The following is a 15,299-nucleotide window of genomic DNA, read 5'->3' on the forward strand; positions in this document are numbered from 1 at the left end:
CACCGGTTAAACGCTACTGCTCGAAAAGATTGAGCGTTCGAATCAGTGGGAAGGCGAGTCCAGCAGCTTCTGCAAGTACTGACCGTAGCCAGTCTTCTTAAGGGCATTGGCTTGAGCGCCTAGCTGCTCGTCAGTGATCCAACCATTGTTGTACGCAATCTCTTCCAGGCAAGCCACTTTCAGGCCTTGGCGCTGTTCGATGGTGTGCACGAAGTGACTGGCTTCCAGCAGCGAATCATGGGTACCGGTATCGAGCCAGGCGAAGCCACGGCCCAGCATTTCGACATTGAGCGTCTTCCGCTCGAGGTATGCACGGTTAACGTCGGTGATTTCCAGTTCGCCACGCTCGGACGGCTTAATGCTCTTGGCGATCTCGACAACATCGTTGTCGTAGAAGTACAGGCCGGTCACGGCATAGTTGGATTTTGGTTTCAGCGGTTTCTCTTCAATGCTCAGCGCCCGACCGCTTTTGTCGAACTCAACAACACCGAAGCGCTCCGGATCGGAGACGTGGTAGCCAAATACAGTAGCGCCATGCTGTTGAGAGCTGGCGGAACGCAAGTTATCGGAGAAGTGCTGACCGTAGAAGATGTTGTCTCCCAGGATCAGGCAGCAAGGATCTTTACCAATGAACTCTTCGCCAATGATGAAGGCTTGTGCCAGACCGTCCGGACTAGGTTGTTCGGCATAGGTCAGCTTGATGCCGTACACGCTGCCGTCACCCAGCAGCTTGCGGAAACATGGCAAGTCTTCTGGCGTGGAGATAATCAGGACTTCACGCATACCCGCCAGCATCAGCACCGACAGCGGATAGAAGATCATCGGCTTGTCGTAGATCGGCAGCATCTGTTTGGACACGCCGAGGGTCAACGGATGCAGGCGCGTACCCGAGCCGCCAGCGAGGATGATGCCTTTACGATTTGTCGTGCTCATTTATTCAGAACTTCCCTAAGCATTCGGGTTACACCACTTTGCCAATCCGGCAAGTGCAGAGAAAAATTGTCACGCAGCTTCTGGGTATTCAATCGCGAATTCAGAGGGCGGCGCGCAGGTGTCGGATAAGCCGTCGTTTCAATCGGATTGATCGCCGTGACGGCGAGCTGCTCGCCGTTGGCATGGGCGAAACCGATCACATGGCTAGCATAGCCGTGCCACGACACTTCACCACTGGCCGCCAAGTGATACATGCCCGACAGCTCGGGACGCGGCAGAACTTGCTGGATGGCCAGCGCGGTCACGTCAGCAATCAGGTCTGCACCCGTCGGGGCTCCGATCTGGTCGGCGATGACGCTCAAGGTTTCGCGATCCTTGGCCAGACGCAGCGTGGTTTTGGCGAAGTTGTTACCGCGAGCGCCATAGACCCAGCTGGTGCGGAAGATCAGATGCTTGCAGCCCGACGCGGTAATCGCCTGTTCACCAGCCAGTTTACTGGCGCCGTAGTGATTCACCGGGGCGACTGTGTCTGACTCTTGCCACGGAGCAGAGCCCAGGCCGCTGAAGACGTAGTCAGTCGAATAGTGAATCAGCCAAGCACCCAAGGTCTTGGACTCTTCGGCCATGACTTGGCTTGCCTGACCGTTCACACGGTCAGCCAGTTCAGTCTCGGACTCAGCTTTATCGACGGCCGTGTAGGCCGCAGCGTTGACGATGACGTCAGGTTTGACCTGACGGATCGTTGTGCGCAAAGCGTCGAGATCGGACAGATCACCACACAAACCATCGACTGCATGACGGTCCAGGGCGATTAATTCACCCAGCGGCGCGAGGGAGCGCTGCAGCTCCCAGCCCACCTGGCCGTTTTTTCCGAACAGGAGGATTTTCATGCCTTGTTCGAACGATCTGCGTAGTTCTGATCGATCCACTGCTGATAGCTACCGCTCTTCACATGAGCGACCCATTCAGTGTTGTTGAGGTACCACTCGACCGTTTTGCGGATGCCGGTTTCAAAGGTCTCTTCCGGCGTCCAACCCAGCTCACGCTGGATTTTGCTGGCGTCGATTGCGTAACGCTGATCGTGGCCCGGGCGGTCCTGAACGTAAGTGATCAGGCTGGCATGTGGACGGTGAGCAGAATCGGGACGCAATTCGTCGAGCAGTGCGCATAGGGTATGCACCACTTCGATGTTTTGCTTTTCGTTATGGCCACCGATGTTGTACGTCTCGCCGATAACACCTTCGGTTACGACTTTGTACAGTGCCCGGGCGTGATCTTCGACGTAGAGCCAATCACGGACCTGATTGCCTTTGCCATAGACCGGCAGCGGCTTGCCTTCCAGGGCATTAAGAATGATCAGCGGGATCAACTTCTCAGGAAAATGGCACGGGCCATAGTTGTTTGAGCAGTTGGTGACCAGGGTCGGCAAGCCGAAAGTACGGCTCCAGGCGCGAACCAGGTGATCGGAACTTGCCTTGCTGGCCGAGTATGGCGAGCTTGGCTGATAAGGCGTGGTTTCAGTGAATAGGTCTTCCGGACCTTCGAGGTCTCCGTAAACTTCATCAGTCGAAATATGGTGAAAGCGGAAGTTGGCTTTACGTGCATCGTCTAGCGCTGCCCAATAGTGGCGCGCAGCTTCCAGCAAGGTGTAGGTGCCGATGATGTTGGTCTGGATGAATTCAGATGGGCCCGAAATCGAACGATCGACATGGGACTCTGCAGCCAGGTGCATGATGGCATCGGGTTGGTGTTCACGCAGGACACGGTCGATTTGATCGCGGTCGCAGATATCGACGCGCTCGAAAGCATAACGAGGATCCTGGCTCACTTCAGCCAACGACTCCAGGTTACCGGCGTAAGTCAGCTTATCGACGTTAACGACTGAGTCGGTGGTATTGGAAATGATGTGACGGATGACTGCCGAGCCGATGAACCCGGCGCCGCCGGTAACTAGAATTTTCACGCGAAACCATACCCTTGAGCTGCGGACAGTGACACCAACGATCACCGCCTAATCCATGAATGCAGAAACCATCAAAACCTGTGGCTTCTGTCAGAGTCAGTCTGAATCGATGTGGGAATGTGCCACTATCGAACAAGGGCTGCATTTTACAGCTTAATGAACGTTTTACTAATGGATATAGACAGGCTGAGGCGCAATTTCGACAGATGCCATGCACCTGTCGTTTTCAGACAATTCGTTTGCGTGCCGCCCTGGACGAACGTCCCAGAAACCAGCCTAGTATCGGGCCAATCAACATACCGATGAGCAATGCCAAAACCACTACCAGCGAGACCGGCAATTGAGGCCCGGAAAAGCCTAGAAACAATAACGACACCGATTGCTGATTTTCCAGAACAAACGCCAGAATCACCAACACCAGCAAAAGAATAAAAACGCCAAGAAGTATGCGCTTGAGGTTACGCATGAGTAACTCCTTGAGAGATAGCGACTGTCAAACCCCCTCCTCCTCTTCCTCGTTCACTCGATCACGCAATTCTTTACCCGGCTTGAAATGCGGAACGAATTTTCCATCCAGACTTACAGACTGGCCGGTCTTTGGATTGCGACCAACGCGCGGCGCACGGTAGTGCAGGGAGAAGCTGCCGAACCCACGGATCTCGATGCGATCACCAGTGGCCAGACACTGGGACATTTGTTCAAGCATGGTCTTGATGGCCAACTCCACATCCTTGGATGAGAGCAGCCCTTGATGGGTGACAATTCGTTCGATCAACTCCGACTTCGTCATATTTTTCCCTTCTTTTTCAAGCAGCTAGATCAGCGCTTGAAAGGTTTTAGCATGCCCGGAAGATTTTGAACAGCCCAGGGATTGACATATCTTCTTCAGCGCTGAAACGCCCGCTTTCAGGGCATAAACTCACTCGCCAGGATCACCCCACGCTCAACGGCATATCACCAGCATGGTCCGGGTCACGTACCCAGCAGGATTGAAACCAAACGGAAACTCATCTTCGTCTTTGGCATCATCAGATCGAGTGATCACCTTGTAACCCGCCCCCTTACACTCCTTCGCCGCTCGCTTTTGACACCTCTCCCAGCCAGAGCCCAGCCCAGAGCAATCAACTTCAATGCCGCTGACACCACGCACCGCATGGGTCTTGGCATTTGTAGTACAGCCTGCAAAAACCAGTACCGCTATGAGGACAATAAGCTTGTTCATCCACTTCCTTATGCCAGGCAACGCCCGACTACTACACGCTTAAGACCAAGCTTAGTCGCGAATAGGCGATTGATCCCATTAAAGAAACAGACAATCTGGCGACTGGAATGGTTTCACAGGCAGCACTGATTCGCGCAGAAGAAAACCAGGACTCATCAAATCGCAGGCACAAAAAAGGGCGACCTAAGTCGCCCTTTTTAATGATCAAGCAGAACTTAGTTCTGTTTGGCCATTGCCTGGCGCAGCAGTGCCGCCATGGTGGTTTCGCCGGTAGCAGCTTCCGGAGTCTCTTTCAGGCTCTGGATTGCTTCTTTCTCTTCAGCGTCGTCTTTCGACTTGATCGAGAGCTGGATTACGCGGCTCTTGCGGTCAACGCTGATGATCTTGGCTTCAACTTCCTGGCCTTCTTTCAGCACGTTGCGCGCGTCTTCAACGCGGTCACGGCTGATTTCGGAGGCTTTCAGGGTCGCTTCGATGTCGTCAGCCAGAACGATGATGGCGCCTTTGGCGTCAACTTCTTTCACGGTGCCAGTAACGATTGCGCCTTTGTCGTTAACCGAGACGTACTCGGAGAACGGATCGCTTTCCAGTTGCTTGATACCCAGGGAGATACGCTCGCGCTCTGGGTCAACCGACAGGATAACGGTGTCCAGTTCGTCGCCCTTCTTGAAACGACGTACGGCTTCTTCGCCCACTTCGTTCCAGGAGATGTCGGACAGATGAACCAGACCGTCGATGCCGCCGTCCAGACCAATGAAGATACCGAAATCGGTGATCGACTTGATGGTGCCGGAGATTTTATCGCCCTTGTTGAACTGGCCAGAGAAATCTTCCCATGGGTTAGATTTGCACTGCTTGATGCCCAGGGAGATACGACGACGCTCTTCGTCGATGTCCAGAACCATAACTTCCACTTCGTCGCCGACTTGTACGACTTTCGAAGGGTGGATGTTTTTGTTGGTCCAGTCCATTTCCGAAACGTGTACCAGACCTTCAACGCCTTCTTCCAGCTCAGCGAAGCAGCCGTAGTCGGTCAGGTTGGTTACACGAGCGGTAACGCGAGTGCTTTCTGGGTAACGGGCTTTGATAGCAACCCATGGATCTTCGCCCAGTTGCTTCAGGCCCAGGGAAACACGGTTGCGTTCGCGATCGTATTTCAGAACCTTAACGTCGATTTCGTCACCAACGTTGACGATCTCGGAAGGATGCTTGATGCGCTTCCAGGCCATGTCGGTGATGTGCAGCAGGCCGTCCACGCCACCCAGATCGACGAATGCGCCGTAATCGGTGAGGTTTTTGACGATACCTTTGACTTGCTGGCCTTCCTGCAGGGATTCCAGCAGAGCTTCACGCTCGGCGGAGTTCTCGGCTTCCAGGACGCTGCGACGGGAAACGACAACGTTGTTGCGCTTCTGGTCCAGCTTGATGACCTTGAATTCCAGCTCTTTGCCTTCCAGGTGCGTGGTGTCGCGCACTGGACGGACGTCAACCAGGGAACCTGGCAGGAACGCACGGATGCCGTTAACGTCGACAGTGAAGCCGCCTTTAACCTTACCGTTGATAACGCCCTTGACCACTTCCTCAGCTGCGAAGGCTGCTTCCAGAACGATCCAGCATTCAGCGCGCTTGGCTTTTTCACGGGACAGCTTGGTTTCACCGAAACCGTCTTCAACCGAGTCCAGCGCAACGTGAACTTCGTCACCGACATTGATAGTCAGATCGCCAGCGTCGTTGTAGAACTGCTCAAGCGGGATGAGTGCTTCAGACTTCAGGCCAGCGTGAACGGTTACCCAGCGAGCTTGGTAATCGATATCAACGATAACACCGGTGATGATGGAGCCTGCCTGAAGGTTCAGGGTTTTTAGGCTTTCTTCAAAGAGTTCCGCAAAGCTTTCGCTCATTTTAATTCCTGTAAATGAGGGCGAAGGATACGCCCATCTCCACACCCCAGACGGTGTGGGTTAGTTTCATATAGAAGAAGCGCCGCAGGACTATGACTGGTCCCCTGCAACCTTCTTGGTCACCCGGCGATATCGCGAATGGCGATCTCGCTCATGATGCGTTCAAGCACCTGATCGATGGACAACTCCGTGGAATCCAGCTGTATTGCGTCAGCCGCCGGTTTTAGCGGGGCTACCGCTCGCTGGGTATCACGCTCGTCGCGTGCACGGATCTCATCTAGCAGACTCGACAGACTAACACCCTCGACTTTGCCCTTCAACTGCAAATATCGGCGGCGCGCCCGCTCCTCGGCACTGGCGGTCAGGAAAACCTTCAGCGGCGCACTTGGAAAAACGACCGTGCCCATGTCGCGACCATCGGCCACCAGCCCCGGCGCCTCCTGAAAAGCACGCTGGCGCTGCAGCAGCGCCTCGCGCACAGCCGGCAATGCCGCCACCTGAGAGGCGCCGGAACCGACGCTTTCAGTGCGGATGACATCGCTGACTTCATCGCCTTCCAGAATGATGCGCTGCAGCTGACCGTCGGTCGCCGCGATGAACTGCACATCCAGATGAGCGGCGAGCTTCTTCAGCAGCTCCTCATTGGTCAGGTCTACACCATGGTTGTGCGCAGCGAATGCCAGCAGGCGATACAGCGCACCGGAATCCAGCAGGTTCCAGCCCAGACGCTTGGCCAGAATCCCGGCGACCGTGCCCTTGCCCGAGCCGCTTGGCCCATCGATGGTGATGACCGGTGCAATGTTTTTCACGACTGAGCCTCTTGTGCCACACGAATACCGACCTGCCCGCACAGCGCGAGGAAGTTCGGGAACGACGTCGCGACGTTGGCGCAATCATGGATGCGGATCGGTGCAGTGGCGCGCAGGGAGGCCACACTGAAAGCCATGGCGATACGGTGATCGCCGTGACCATGCACTTCGCCGCCGCCAATCTGGCCACCGTCGATGATGATGCCGTCCGGTGTTGGCTGGCACTTGACGCCCAGTGCCAGCAAGCCGTCCGCCATCACTTGAATGCGATCCGACTCCTTGACGCGCAGCTCTTCGGCACCGGTCAGCACGGTACGGCCTTCGGCACACGCCGCCGCCACGAACAGCACCGGGAATTCGTCGATGGCCAGCGGAACCAGCTCTTCAGGAATCTCGATACCTTTGAGTTTAGCTGCTCGCACGCGCAGGTCAGCCACTGGCTCTCCGCCGACTTCACGCTGGTTTTCCAGGGTGATGTCCGCCCCCATCAGGCGCAGGATGTCGATCACGCCAGTGCGGGTCGGGTTGATACCGACGTGTTCGAGCACCAGCTCCGAACCTTCAGCGATCGATGCCGCGACCAGGAAGAACGCCGACGACGAAATGTCGCCCGGCACTTCAATGTGAGTCGCGGTGAGTTTGCCGCCGGACTCGACCGAAGCCGTAGCGCCATCCACGGACACCGAGTAACCGAAACCGCGCAACATACGCTCGGTATGGTCACGGGTCGGAGCAGGCTCGGTGACGGTGGTCTTGCCTTCAGCGTACAGGCCGGCAAGCAGCAGGCAGGACTTCACCTGAGCACTGGCCATCGGCATGGTGTAAGTCAGGCCTTTTAGCTTGTGCCCGCCACGAATGGTCATCGGCGGACGACCTTCAGCCGCGGTTTCGATCACAGCGCCCATTTCACGCAGCGGATTGGCCACGCGATTCATTGGACGCTTGGACAGCGAAGCATCGCCCGTCAGGGTGCTGTCGAAGTTCTGCGCGGCCAGCAGGCCGGACAGCAGACGCATCGACGTGCCGGAGTTACCCAGATAGATCGGGCCCGGCGCAGGCTTCAGGCCGTGCAGGCCGACACCGTGAATGGTCACGCGACCGTGGTGCGGGCCTTCAATGACCACACCCATATCGCGGAATGCCTGCAAGGTCGCCAGGGCGTCTTCGCCCTCAAGGAAGCCTTCGACTTCGGTGACGCCTTCGGCCAGCGAACCGAGCATGATCGAACGGTGGGAAATCGATTTGTCGCCCGGTACGCGAATCCGACCGGACAGGCGGCCACCAGGTTGAGCCAGGAAGATCAGATCGTTGGAATTCATAGCGTCCACATAGGCCCTGCGGGCCAGGATTTTACTGAAATGCTCGCGGGCAACCCGGGCGCGTGTGAAAACGCCCAACAATTGGTGCCCATCCCCTGCATCGACCGCGTCGCGCAAGGCGTCGAGGTCGCTGCGAAATGTATCGAGTGTGCGCAGGACAGCCTCGCGATTGGCGAGGAAGATGTCGTGCCACATCACCGGGTCGCTTCCGGCGATTCTTGTGAAATCGCGGAAACCGCCCGCAGCGTAACGGAAGATCTCAAGGTTTTCATTGCGCTTGGCCAACGAATCGACCAAACCGAAGGCCAGCAAGTGCGGCAAATGACTGGTTGCGGCCAATACTTCGTCGTGGCGCTCGACTTGCATGTGCTCGACGTCGGCACCCAATTCACGCCATAGACGATCAACAACAGCCAGCGCGGCCGGGTCGGTTTGCTCAAGCGGCGTCAGAATTACTTTGTGACGACGGAACAATCCAGCGTTGGAAGCCTCCACCCCGCTCTGCTCGGAGCCGGCAATCGGGTGCCCCGGCACGAACCGCACCGGCATGCCGCCAAAAGCTTCGGTCGCCGCACGCACCACGTTGCCCTTGGCGCTACCGACATCTGTCAGGATCGCCTGCCCCAGATCCATGCCCGCCAGACGGGCCAGCACTTTCTCCATGGCCAGAATCGGCACTGCCAATTGAATCACGTCAGCGCCACGGCACGCCGCTACCAAGTCATCTTCGCAGCGATCAACCACACCCAACTCGACCGCGAGCTTGCGCGATTGCGGGTCGAGATCGACCCCGACCACCTCGCGGCAGATACCGCTTTCACGCAAGCCTTTGGCAAATGAACCACCGATCAACCCCAGTCCGACCACCACCAGGCGACCGATCATAGGTGCAGCAGATTGCAACGCAGTGACATCACCCACGAGCCAGAACCTTGCGCAGCGCTTCGAGCAAGCGGCTGTTTTCCGCCGGCAGACCGATGGTCACCCGCAGGTGATTCGGCATACCGTAGTTAGCCACCGGACGCACGATCACGCCCTCAGCCAGCAAGCCTTGAAACACCGGGGCCGCCACTTGGCCGAGGTCGACGCAAACGAAGTTGCCTTTGGATTCGATCCAGCGCAAACCCAACTCACGAAAACCTGCTTGCAGTTGTTGCATGCCGGCCTCATTGAGCTGACGGCTTTGCGCCAGATATTCCTCATCCTTCAGCGCTGCACAGGCCGCAGCCAAGGCCAGGCTGTTGACGTTGAAGGGCTGGCGCACGCGGTTCAGCACGTCCGCCACCACCGCCGTGGACAGACCATAACCCACGCGCAATGCCGCCAGACCGTATGCCTTGGAGAAGGTGCGCGAAACCAGCAGATTCGGATACGCCGCCAGGAAATCCAGACCATCGGGCAAGTCGCTGCCTTCGGCGTATTCGATATAAGCCTCATCGAGCACCACCAGCACATGCTCCGGAACGTCCTGCAGGAACTCGTCCAGCGCCTCTGCGCCGAACCAGGTACCGGTCGGGTTGTTCGGGTTGGCGATAAACACCACGCGGGTATTGGCATCAATGGCCGCGAGCATGGCCGGCAGGTCATGCCCCCAATCCTTGGCCGGGACTACTTTGGCCTGAGCGCCAACAGCCTGAGTCGCAATCGGGTACACCGCGAAAGCATGCTCGCTGAACACGGCGTTAAGGCCCGGCGCCAGGTACGCGCGCGCGACCAATTCGAGAATATCGTTGGAGCCGTTGCCCAGAGTGACCTGGTTCAGCTCGACACGACACTGCTCGGCCAGCAGGGACTTCAACGCAAAACCGTTGCCGTCCGGGTAACGCGTCAGCTCAGCCAGCTCTTCGCGGATGGCCGCCAAGGCTTTCGGACTGGCGCCCAGCGGGTTTTCGTTGCTGGCCAGTTTGACGATTTTCGCCGGATCCAGACCCAGCTCGCGCGCCAGTTCGTCCACAGGCTTGCCCGGAACGTACGGCGAGAGTTGTTGCACGCCCGGCTGTGCCAGAGCGAGGAAGTTGCCACTCATTTGCTACCGCCCTTAGAGAACTGCTTTCGGGTAGGAACCCAGCACCTTGAGTGCTACCGCTTCCTGACTGATCTTTTCCAGTACACCTTTGACCAACGGATCACGGTGGTGGCCGACGAAGTCGATAAAGAACACATAGGTCCATTTGCCGCTGCGCGATGGACGGGTTTCGATGCGCGTCAGGTCAATGCCGTTGTCATGGAACGGCACCAGCAGCTCGTGCAGCGCGCCAGGCTTGTTGCTCATGGACACTATGATCGACGTCTTGTCGTCACCGGTCGGCGGCACTTCCTGGTTACCGATCATCAGGAAGCGCGTGGAGTTGTCCGGACGATCCTCGATTTTCTCGGCCAGACGGGTCAGACCATAGAGCCCAGCCGCCATATCACCGGCAATCGCCGCCGAGTTCCATTCACCTTTAACCCGTTTGGCCGCTTCGGCGTTGCTGGACACCGCCACGCGCTCGACATTCGGGTAGTGCGCGTCCAGCCACTTGCGGCACTGGGCCAGCGACTGCGCGTGGGAATAGATGCGGCTGATGCTGTCGGTCTTGGTGTTTTCACCGACCAGCAGATGATGGTGAATGCGCAGCTCGACTTCGCCACAGATCACCATGTCGTGCTCGAGGAAGCTGTCCAGCGTGTGATTGACCGCGCCTTCGGTGGAGTTTTCCACCGGCACCACGCCAAAGTTCACCGCACCGGCGGCCACTTCGCGAAACACTTCGTCAATCGCCGCCATCGGCTTGCTGATCACCGCGTGACCGAAGTGCTTCATGGCCGCCGCTTGGGTGAAGGTGCCTTCAGGGCCGAGGTAGGCCACTTTCAGTGGCTGCTCCAATGCCAGGCACGAGGACATGATTTCGCGGAACAACCGCGCCATCTCTTCGTTGCCCAACGGCCCTTGATTGCGCTCCATCACACGCTTGAGCACCTGAGCTTCGCGCTCGGGACGATAGAACACCGGCACTTCGCCTTCGGCCAGCGAGGCCATCTTTACTCGCGCGACTTCCTGGGCGCAACGCGCACGCTCACTGATCAGCTCGAGGACTTTGGTGTCCAGAGCGTCAATGCGAACGCGCAGTGCCTTGAGTTCTTGCTCGGACATCAGCCGTGTTCCTTCTCGAATTCAGCCATGTAGGCCACCAGCGCATTGACGGCGGTGATGTCGACGGCGTTGTAGATGGAGGCGCGCATACCGCCCACAGAGCGGTGGCCCTTGAGGTTGAGCAAGCCGCGCTCATCAGCGCCAGCCAGGAACGGCTTGTCCAGACGATCATCAGCGAGACGGAATGGCACGTTCATCCACGAGCGATCCGATTTGTTGATCGGGTTGCTGTAGAGGCCGCTGGCGTCGATGAAGTCGTACAGCGTGCGCTGCTTGACATCGTTCAGCCTGGCGATGGCTTCAACGCCGCCCTGCTCTTTCAGCCACTGGAATACCAGACCAGACAAGTACCAGGCCAGAGTCGGCGGGGTGTTGTACATCGAGCCGTTATCGGCCGCGACTTTGTAGTTGAGCATGGTCGGGCACAGCGAGCGCGCCTTGCCCAGCAAGTCTTCGCGGATGATGTTGACCACGATGCCGCTCGGACCGATGTTCTTCTGCGCACCGGCGTAGATCATGCCGAAACGCGAAATATCGACCGGACGCGAAAGGATGTCCGAAGACATGTCGGCCACCAACGGCACGTCGCCGGTTTCCGGGATCCACTGGAATTCCAGACCGCCAATGGTTTCGTTCGGCGCGTAGTGAACGTAAGCGGCGTCCTTGGACAGATTCCACTCGTTCTGGCCCGGAATGGCGAAATAATCGTAAGGCTTGGCGGTAGCGGCGACGTTGACGTGACCGTAGCGCGAGGCTTCTTCGATGGCTTTCTGCGACCAGATACCGGTGTCGATATAGTCGGCCGAGCCATTTTCCGGCAGCAGGTTCAGGGGAATCTGCGCAAACTGCTGGCTCGCGCCACCTTGCAGAAACAGCACTTTGTAGTTCGAAGGAATATTCAGCAGGTCACGCAGATCCTGCTCGGCCTGATTGGCAATGGACACGAACTCATCGCTGCGATGGCTCATTTCCATGACCGACAGCCCCTTGCCGTGCCAGTCAAGGAGCTCACCTTGAGCGCGTTTCAGGACAGCTTCAGGAAGCGCCGCAGGGCCGGCGCAGAAGTTATAGGCTCGCTTGCTCACATCCAATCTCGCTCTGACTTGGTGATACACAATAATTCGGTCATTCTGAAACTTTCATAGCGGACAAATAACAAGGGGGCGAATTCTCATCCGCCCCCTCGCTTGCCCGCTTATTCCTGCGGTTCTTCGTCAGCTGCGGCGTCGAGTTGCTGATCTTCAACAGCGTCGTCGATCACGACCTCCGCGCCGGACACCAGCCCTTCTTCACCTTCAAGCTCCTCGCCCTCGACTTCCGACGGCTCCTGAACCCGCTCCAGACCGACCAGCGTTTCATCGGTGGCCAGCTTGATCAGGGTCACCCCTTGGGTGTTGCGACCCAGGCTGGAGACTTCATCAACGCGGGTCCGCACCAGCGTGCCCTGATCGGAAATCAGCATGATTTCCTCGCCTTCCTGAACCTGGATTGCACCGACGAGCTTGCCGTTGCGCTCTTTGGTGACCATTGCAATCACACCCTGACCACCGCGACCACGGCGAGGGAATTTGCTCAGCGCGGTGCGCTTGCCGAAACCACGCTCGGAAGCGGTCAGAATCTGCGCGCCCGACTCAGGAATCAGCATGGAGATCAGCTTCTGATCCTTGAGGATCCGCATGCCGCGGATACCGCGAGCGCCACGACCCATTTCACGCACGGCGGCTTCAGCGAAACGAATCACCTTGCCAGCGTCGGAGAACAGCATGATTTCTTTCGCGCCATCGGTGATGGCAGCCGCGATCAACGTGTCACCTTCCTTCAGCTTCAGGGCGATCAAGCCATTGGAGCGCGGACGGGCGAAGCGTGCCAGCGGCGTCTTCTTGACGGTACCGGAAGCCGTGGCCATGAAGATGAATTCGCCAGTCGGCTCAGCGACCAGTTCGGCCGTTTCGCCGTCGATTTCTTCCAGTTCGGCAGCTTCTTCAGCTTCAACCACTTCGCCTTCGATGATCACATCGTCGGCATCATCTTCATCGTCAGCACCGGCGCGTTTTTGCAGGGCTTCGAGGTCGATCTGCAGCATCGTGGTGATGGTTTCATCGGCTTCCAGCGGCAGCAGATTGACCAGCGGACGACCCCGCGCGGCACGCGATGCCTCAGGAATTTCGTAAGTCTTCAGCCAGTACACCTTGCCTTTGCTGGAGAACAGCAAGAGCGTGGAGTGACTGTTGGCAACCAGCAGGTGAGCAATGTAGTCCTCATCCTTGACGCCAGTCGCCGATTTGCCTTTACCGCCACGACGCTGAGCCTGGTACGCAGCCAACGGCTGGGTCTTGGCGTAGCCACCGTGGGAAATGGTCACAACGCGCTCTTCTTCCGGGATCATGTCGCCCAGAGTCAGGTCGAGGCGTGCATCGAGAATCTCGGTGCGACGCTGATCGCCGTATTCGGCACGGATCACTTCCAGCTCTTCGCGGATCACTTCCATCAGGCGCACGGCACTGTTGAGGATGCGGATCAGCTCGCCGATCTGGTTGAGGATCTCTTGATACTCGGCCAGCAGCTTTTCGTGTTCCAGGCCGGTCAGGCGGTGCAGACGCAGTTCCAGAATGGCTTGCGCCTGTTCTGGCGACAGGAAGTACTTGCCCTCGCGCAGACCGTATTGCGGATCAAGGTTTTCCGGACGGCACGAATCGGCACCGGCACGCTCAACCATCGCCACCACCGCCGAGGATTCCCAAGGCGTGCTGATCAGCGCTTCCTTGGCTTCCGACGGCGTTGGCGACGCCTTAATCAGGGCGATCACCGGGTCGATGTTCGACAGGGCAACGGCCTGACCTTCAAGGATGTGACCACGCTCGCGGGCTTTACGCAGTTCGAACACGGTGCGACGGGTGACGACTTCGCGACGGTGACGAACGAAGGCTTCCAGCAGATCCTTGAGGTTGAGGATCCGCGGACGGCCGTCGATCAGCGCAACGATGTTGATGCCGAACACCGATTGCAGTTGGGTCTGGGCGTAGAGGTTGTTGAGGATCACCTCTGGCACTTCGCCGCGACGCAGTTCGATCACGACGCGCATACCGTCCTTGTCGGACTCGTCGCGCAGTTCGGTGATGCCTTCGAGTTTCTTCTCTTTTACCAGCTCGGCGATCTTCTCGATCAGACGCGCCTTGTTCAACTGGTAAGGGAGTTCGGTGATGACGATCTGCTGACGGCCACCGACCTTGTCGATGTCTTCAACGATCGAACGCGCACGCATGTAAATGCGCCCGCGACCGGTGCGGTAGGCTTCGATGATACCGGCGCGACCGTTGATGATCGCGGCGGTCGGGAAGTCCGGACCGGGAATGTATTGCATCAGCTCGTCGACAGTCAGCTCGGGATTGTCGATGAGTGCCAGGCAACCGTCGATGACTTCACCGAGGTTGTGCGGCGGGATGTTGGTCGCCATGCCCACGGCAATACCGCTGGAACCGTTGACCAGCAGGTTGGGAATACGGGTCGGCATGACCGCCGGGATCATTTCGGTGCCGTCGTAGTTCGGCACCCAGTCGACGGTTTCCTTGTGCAGGTCAGCCAGCAGCTCGTGCGCCAGCTTGGTCATGCGCACTTCGGTGTATCGCATGGCCGCGGCGTTGTCGCCGTCCACCGAACCGAAGTTGCCCTGACCGTCGACCAGCAGATAACGCAGCGAGAATGGCTGCGCCATACGGACGATGGTGTCGTAGACCGCTGTATCACCGTGCGGGTGATACTTACCGATCACGTCACCGACAACACGGGCAGATTTCTTGTACGGCTTGTTGAAGTCGTTGCCCAGCTCGCTCATCGCGAACAGCACGCGACGGTGCACGGGCTTCAAGCCATCGCGCGCATCCGGCAGTGCACGGCCGACGATCACGCTCATCGCGTAATCGAGGTAGGACTGTTTCAGCTCGTCTTCGATATTGACCGGGAGGATTTCTTTGGCCAGTTCGCCCATGAGAAGCCTGATTCCTTTTTCTGGTGAAACCTCG

The 15,299-nt window shown here is 57.9% G+C and carries 13 protein-coding genes; all 13 read right to left on the reverse strand.

Going from position 1 to position 15,299, the window contains the following annotated elements:
• Positions 1–42: 42 nt before the first annotated feature.
• Positions 43–933 (reverse strand): glucose-1-phosphate thymidylyltransferase RfbA, encoded by an 891-nt coding sequence (gene rfbA, locus AACY50_RS04950; RefSeq protein ID WP_339538253.1) that lies wholly within the window; start codon positions 931–933, stop codon positions 43–45.
• Positions 930–1,823, reverse strand: coding sequence for a dTDP-4-dehydrorhamnose reductase (gene rfbD / locus AACY50_RS04955; protein ID WP_339538254.1), 894 nt, complete (start codon positions 1,821–1,823; stop codon positions 930–932). The genes rfbA and rfbD overlap by 4 nt, the downstream gene beginning before the upstream one ends.
• Entirely contained in the window at positions 1,820–2,896 is a 1,077-nt protein-coding gene (gene rfbB / locus AACY50_RS04960; RefSeq protein WP_339538255.1) for a dTDP-glucose 4,6-dehydratase, read from the reverse strand. Before rfbB ends, rfbD begins: the two co-directional genes overlap by 4 nt.
• Before the next feature lie 226 nt (positions 2,897–3,122).
• On the reverse strand, positions 3,123–3,362 hold the full coding sequence (locus AACY50_RS04965; RefSeq protein WP_339538256.1) for a lipopolysaccharide assembly protein LapA domain-containing protein: 240 nt from the start codon (positions 3,360–3,362) through the stop codon (positions 3,123–3,125).
• Between the two features lie 27 nt (positions 3,363–3,389).
• The gene (ihfB, locus tag AACY50_RS04970; RefSeq protein ID WP_003189779.1) at positions 3,390–3,686 is read right to left on the reverse strand and encodes an integration host factor subunit beta; all 297 of its coding nucleotides are present in this window, start codon (positions 3,684–3,686) and stop codon (positions 3,390–3,392) included.
• Positions 3,687–3,839: 153 nt separating this feature from the next.
• Complete coding sequence (locus tag AACY50_RS04975; RefSeq protein ID WP_339538257.1) at positions 3,840–4,118, reverse strand: hypothetical protein; 279 nt, start codon at positions 4,116–4,118, stop codon at positions 3,840–3,842.
• A 215-nt stretch (positions 4,119–4,333) separates the two neighbouring features.
• Positions 4,334–6,019 carry a 30S ribosomal protein S1 gene (gene rpsA, locus AACY50_RS04980; protein ID WP_221729258.1) on the reverse strand — a complete coding sequence of 562 codons (1,686 nt, stop codon included), beginning with the start codon at positions 6,017–6,019 and terminating at the stop codon, positions 4,334–4,336.
• 119 nt (positions 6,020–6,138) lie between these two features.
• On the reverse strand, positions 6,139–6,828 hold the full coding sequence (gene cmk / locus AACY50_RS04985; RefSeq protein WP_339493573.1) for a (d)CMP kinase: 690 nt from the start codon (positions 6,826–6,828) through the stop codon (positions 6,139–6,141).
• Positions 6,825–9,032, reverse strand: coding sequence for a bifunctional prephenate dehydrogenase/3-phosphoshikimate 1-carboxyvinyltransferase (locus tag AACY50_RS04990; protein WP_339538284.1), 2,208 nt, complete (start codon positions 9,030–9,032; stop codon positions 6,825–6,827). The genes cmk and AACY50_RS04990 overlap by 4 nt, the downstream gene beginning before the upstream one ends.
• Positions 9,033–9,060: 28 nt before the next feature.
• Entirely contained in the window at positions 9,061–10,173 is a 1,113-nt protein-coding gene (hisC, locus tag AACY50_RS04995; RefSeq protein WP_339493574.1) for a histidinol-phosphate transaminase, read from the reverse strand.
• Between the two features lie 12 nt (positions 10,174–10,185).
• Positions 10,186–11,280, reverse strand: a complete 1,095-nt coding sequence (pheA, locus tag AACY50_RS05000) for a prephenate dehydratase (RefSeq protein WP_027620100.1) — start codon at positions 11,278–11,280, stop codon at positions 10,186–10,188.
• Positions 11,280–12,365, reverse strand: a complete 1,086-nt coding sequence (gene serC, locus AACY50_RS05005; RefSeq protein WP_339431146.1) for a 3-phosphoserine/phosphohydroxythreonine transaminase — start codon at positions 12,363–12,365, stop codon at positions 11,280–11,282. The genes pheA and serC overlap by 1 nt, the downstream gene beginning before the upstream one ends.
• Before the next feature lie 110 nt (positions 12,366–12,475).
• Complete coding sequence (gene gyrA / locus AACY50_RS05010; RefSeq protein ID WP_221729263.1) at positions 12,476–15,265, reverse strand: DNA gyrase subunit A; 2,790 nt, start codon at positions 15,263–15,265, stop codon at positions 12,476–12,478.
• Positions 15,266–15,299 lie beyond the last annotated feature (34 nt).

Source organism: Pseudomonas sp. RA_15y_Pfl2_54 (assembly GCF_963971015.1).
In the GTDB taxonomy this organism is placed as follows: Bacteria; Pseudomonadota; Gammaproteobacteria; order Pseudomonadales; family Pseudomonadaceae; genus Aquipseudomonas; species Aquipseudomonas baetica_A.

Excerpts from the sequence above, each read along its gene's own strand:
- rfbA (WP_339538253.1), bottom strand. The coding sequence starts at position 933 with ATGAGCACGACAAATCGTAAAGGCATCATCCTCGCTGGCGGCTCGGGT.
- rfbD (WP_339538254.1), bottom strand. The coding sequence starts at position 1,823 with ATGAAAATCCTCCTGTTCGGAAAAAACGGCCAGGTGGGCTGGGAGCTG.
- AACY50_RS04965 (WP_339538256.1), bottom strand. The coding sequence starts at position 3,362 with ATGCGTAACCTCAAGCGCATACTTCTTGGCGTTTTTATTCTTTTGCTG.
- ihfB (WP_003189779.1), bottom strand. The coding sequence starts at position 3,686 with ATGACGAAGTCGGAGTTGATCGAACGAATTGTCACCCATCAAGGGCTG.
- AACY50_RS04975 (WP_339538257.1), bottom strand. The coding sequence starts at position 4,118 with ATGAACAAGCTTATTGTCCTCATAGCGGTACTGGTTTTTGCAGGCTGT.
- rpsA (WP_221729258.1), bottom strand. The coding sequence starts at position 6,019 with ATGAGCGAAAGCTTTGCGGAACTCTTTGAAGAAAGCCTAAAAACCCTG.
- AACY50_RS04990 (WP_339538284.1), bottom strand. The coding sequence starts at position 9,032 with ATGATCGGTCGCCTGGTGGTGGTCGGACTGGGGTTGATCGGTGGTTCA.
- hisC (WP_339493574.1), bottom strand. The coding sequence starts at position 10,173 with ATGAGTGGCAACTTCCTCGCTCTGGCACAGCCGGGCGTGCAACAACTC.
- pheA (WP_027620100.1), bottom strand. The coding sequence starts at position 11,280 with ATGTCCGAGCAAGAACTCAAGGCACTGCGCGTTCGCATTGACGCTCTG.
- gyrA (WP_221729263.1), bottom strand. The coding sequence starts at position 15,265 with ATGGGCGAACTGGCCAAAGAAATCCTCCCGGTCAATATCGAAGACGAG.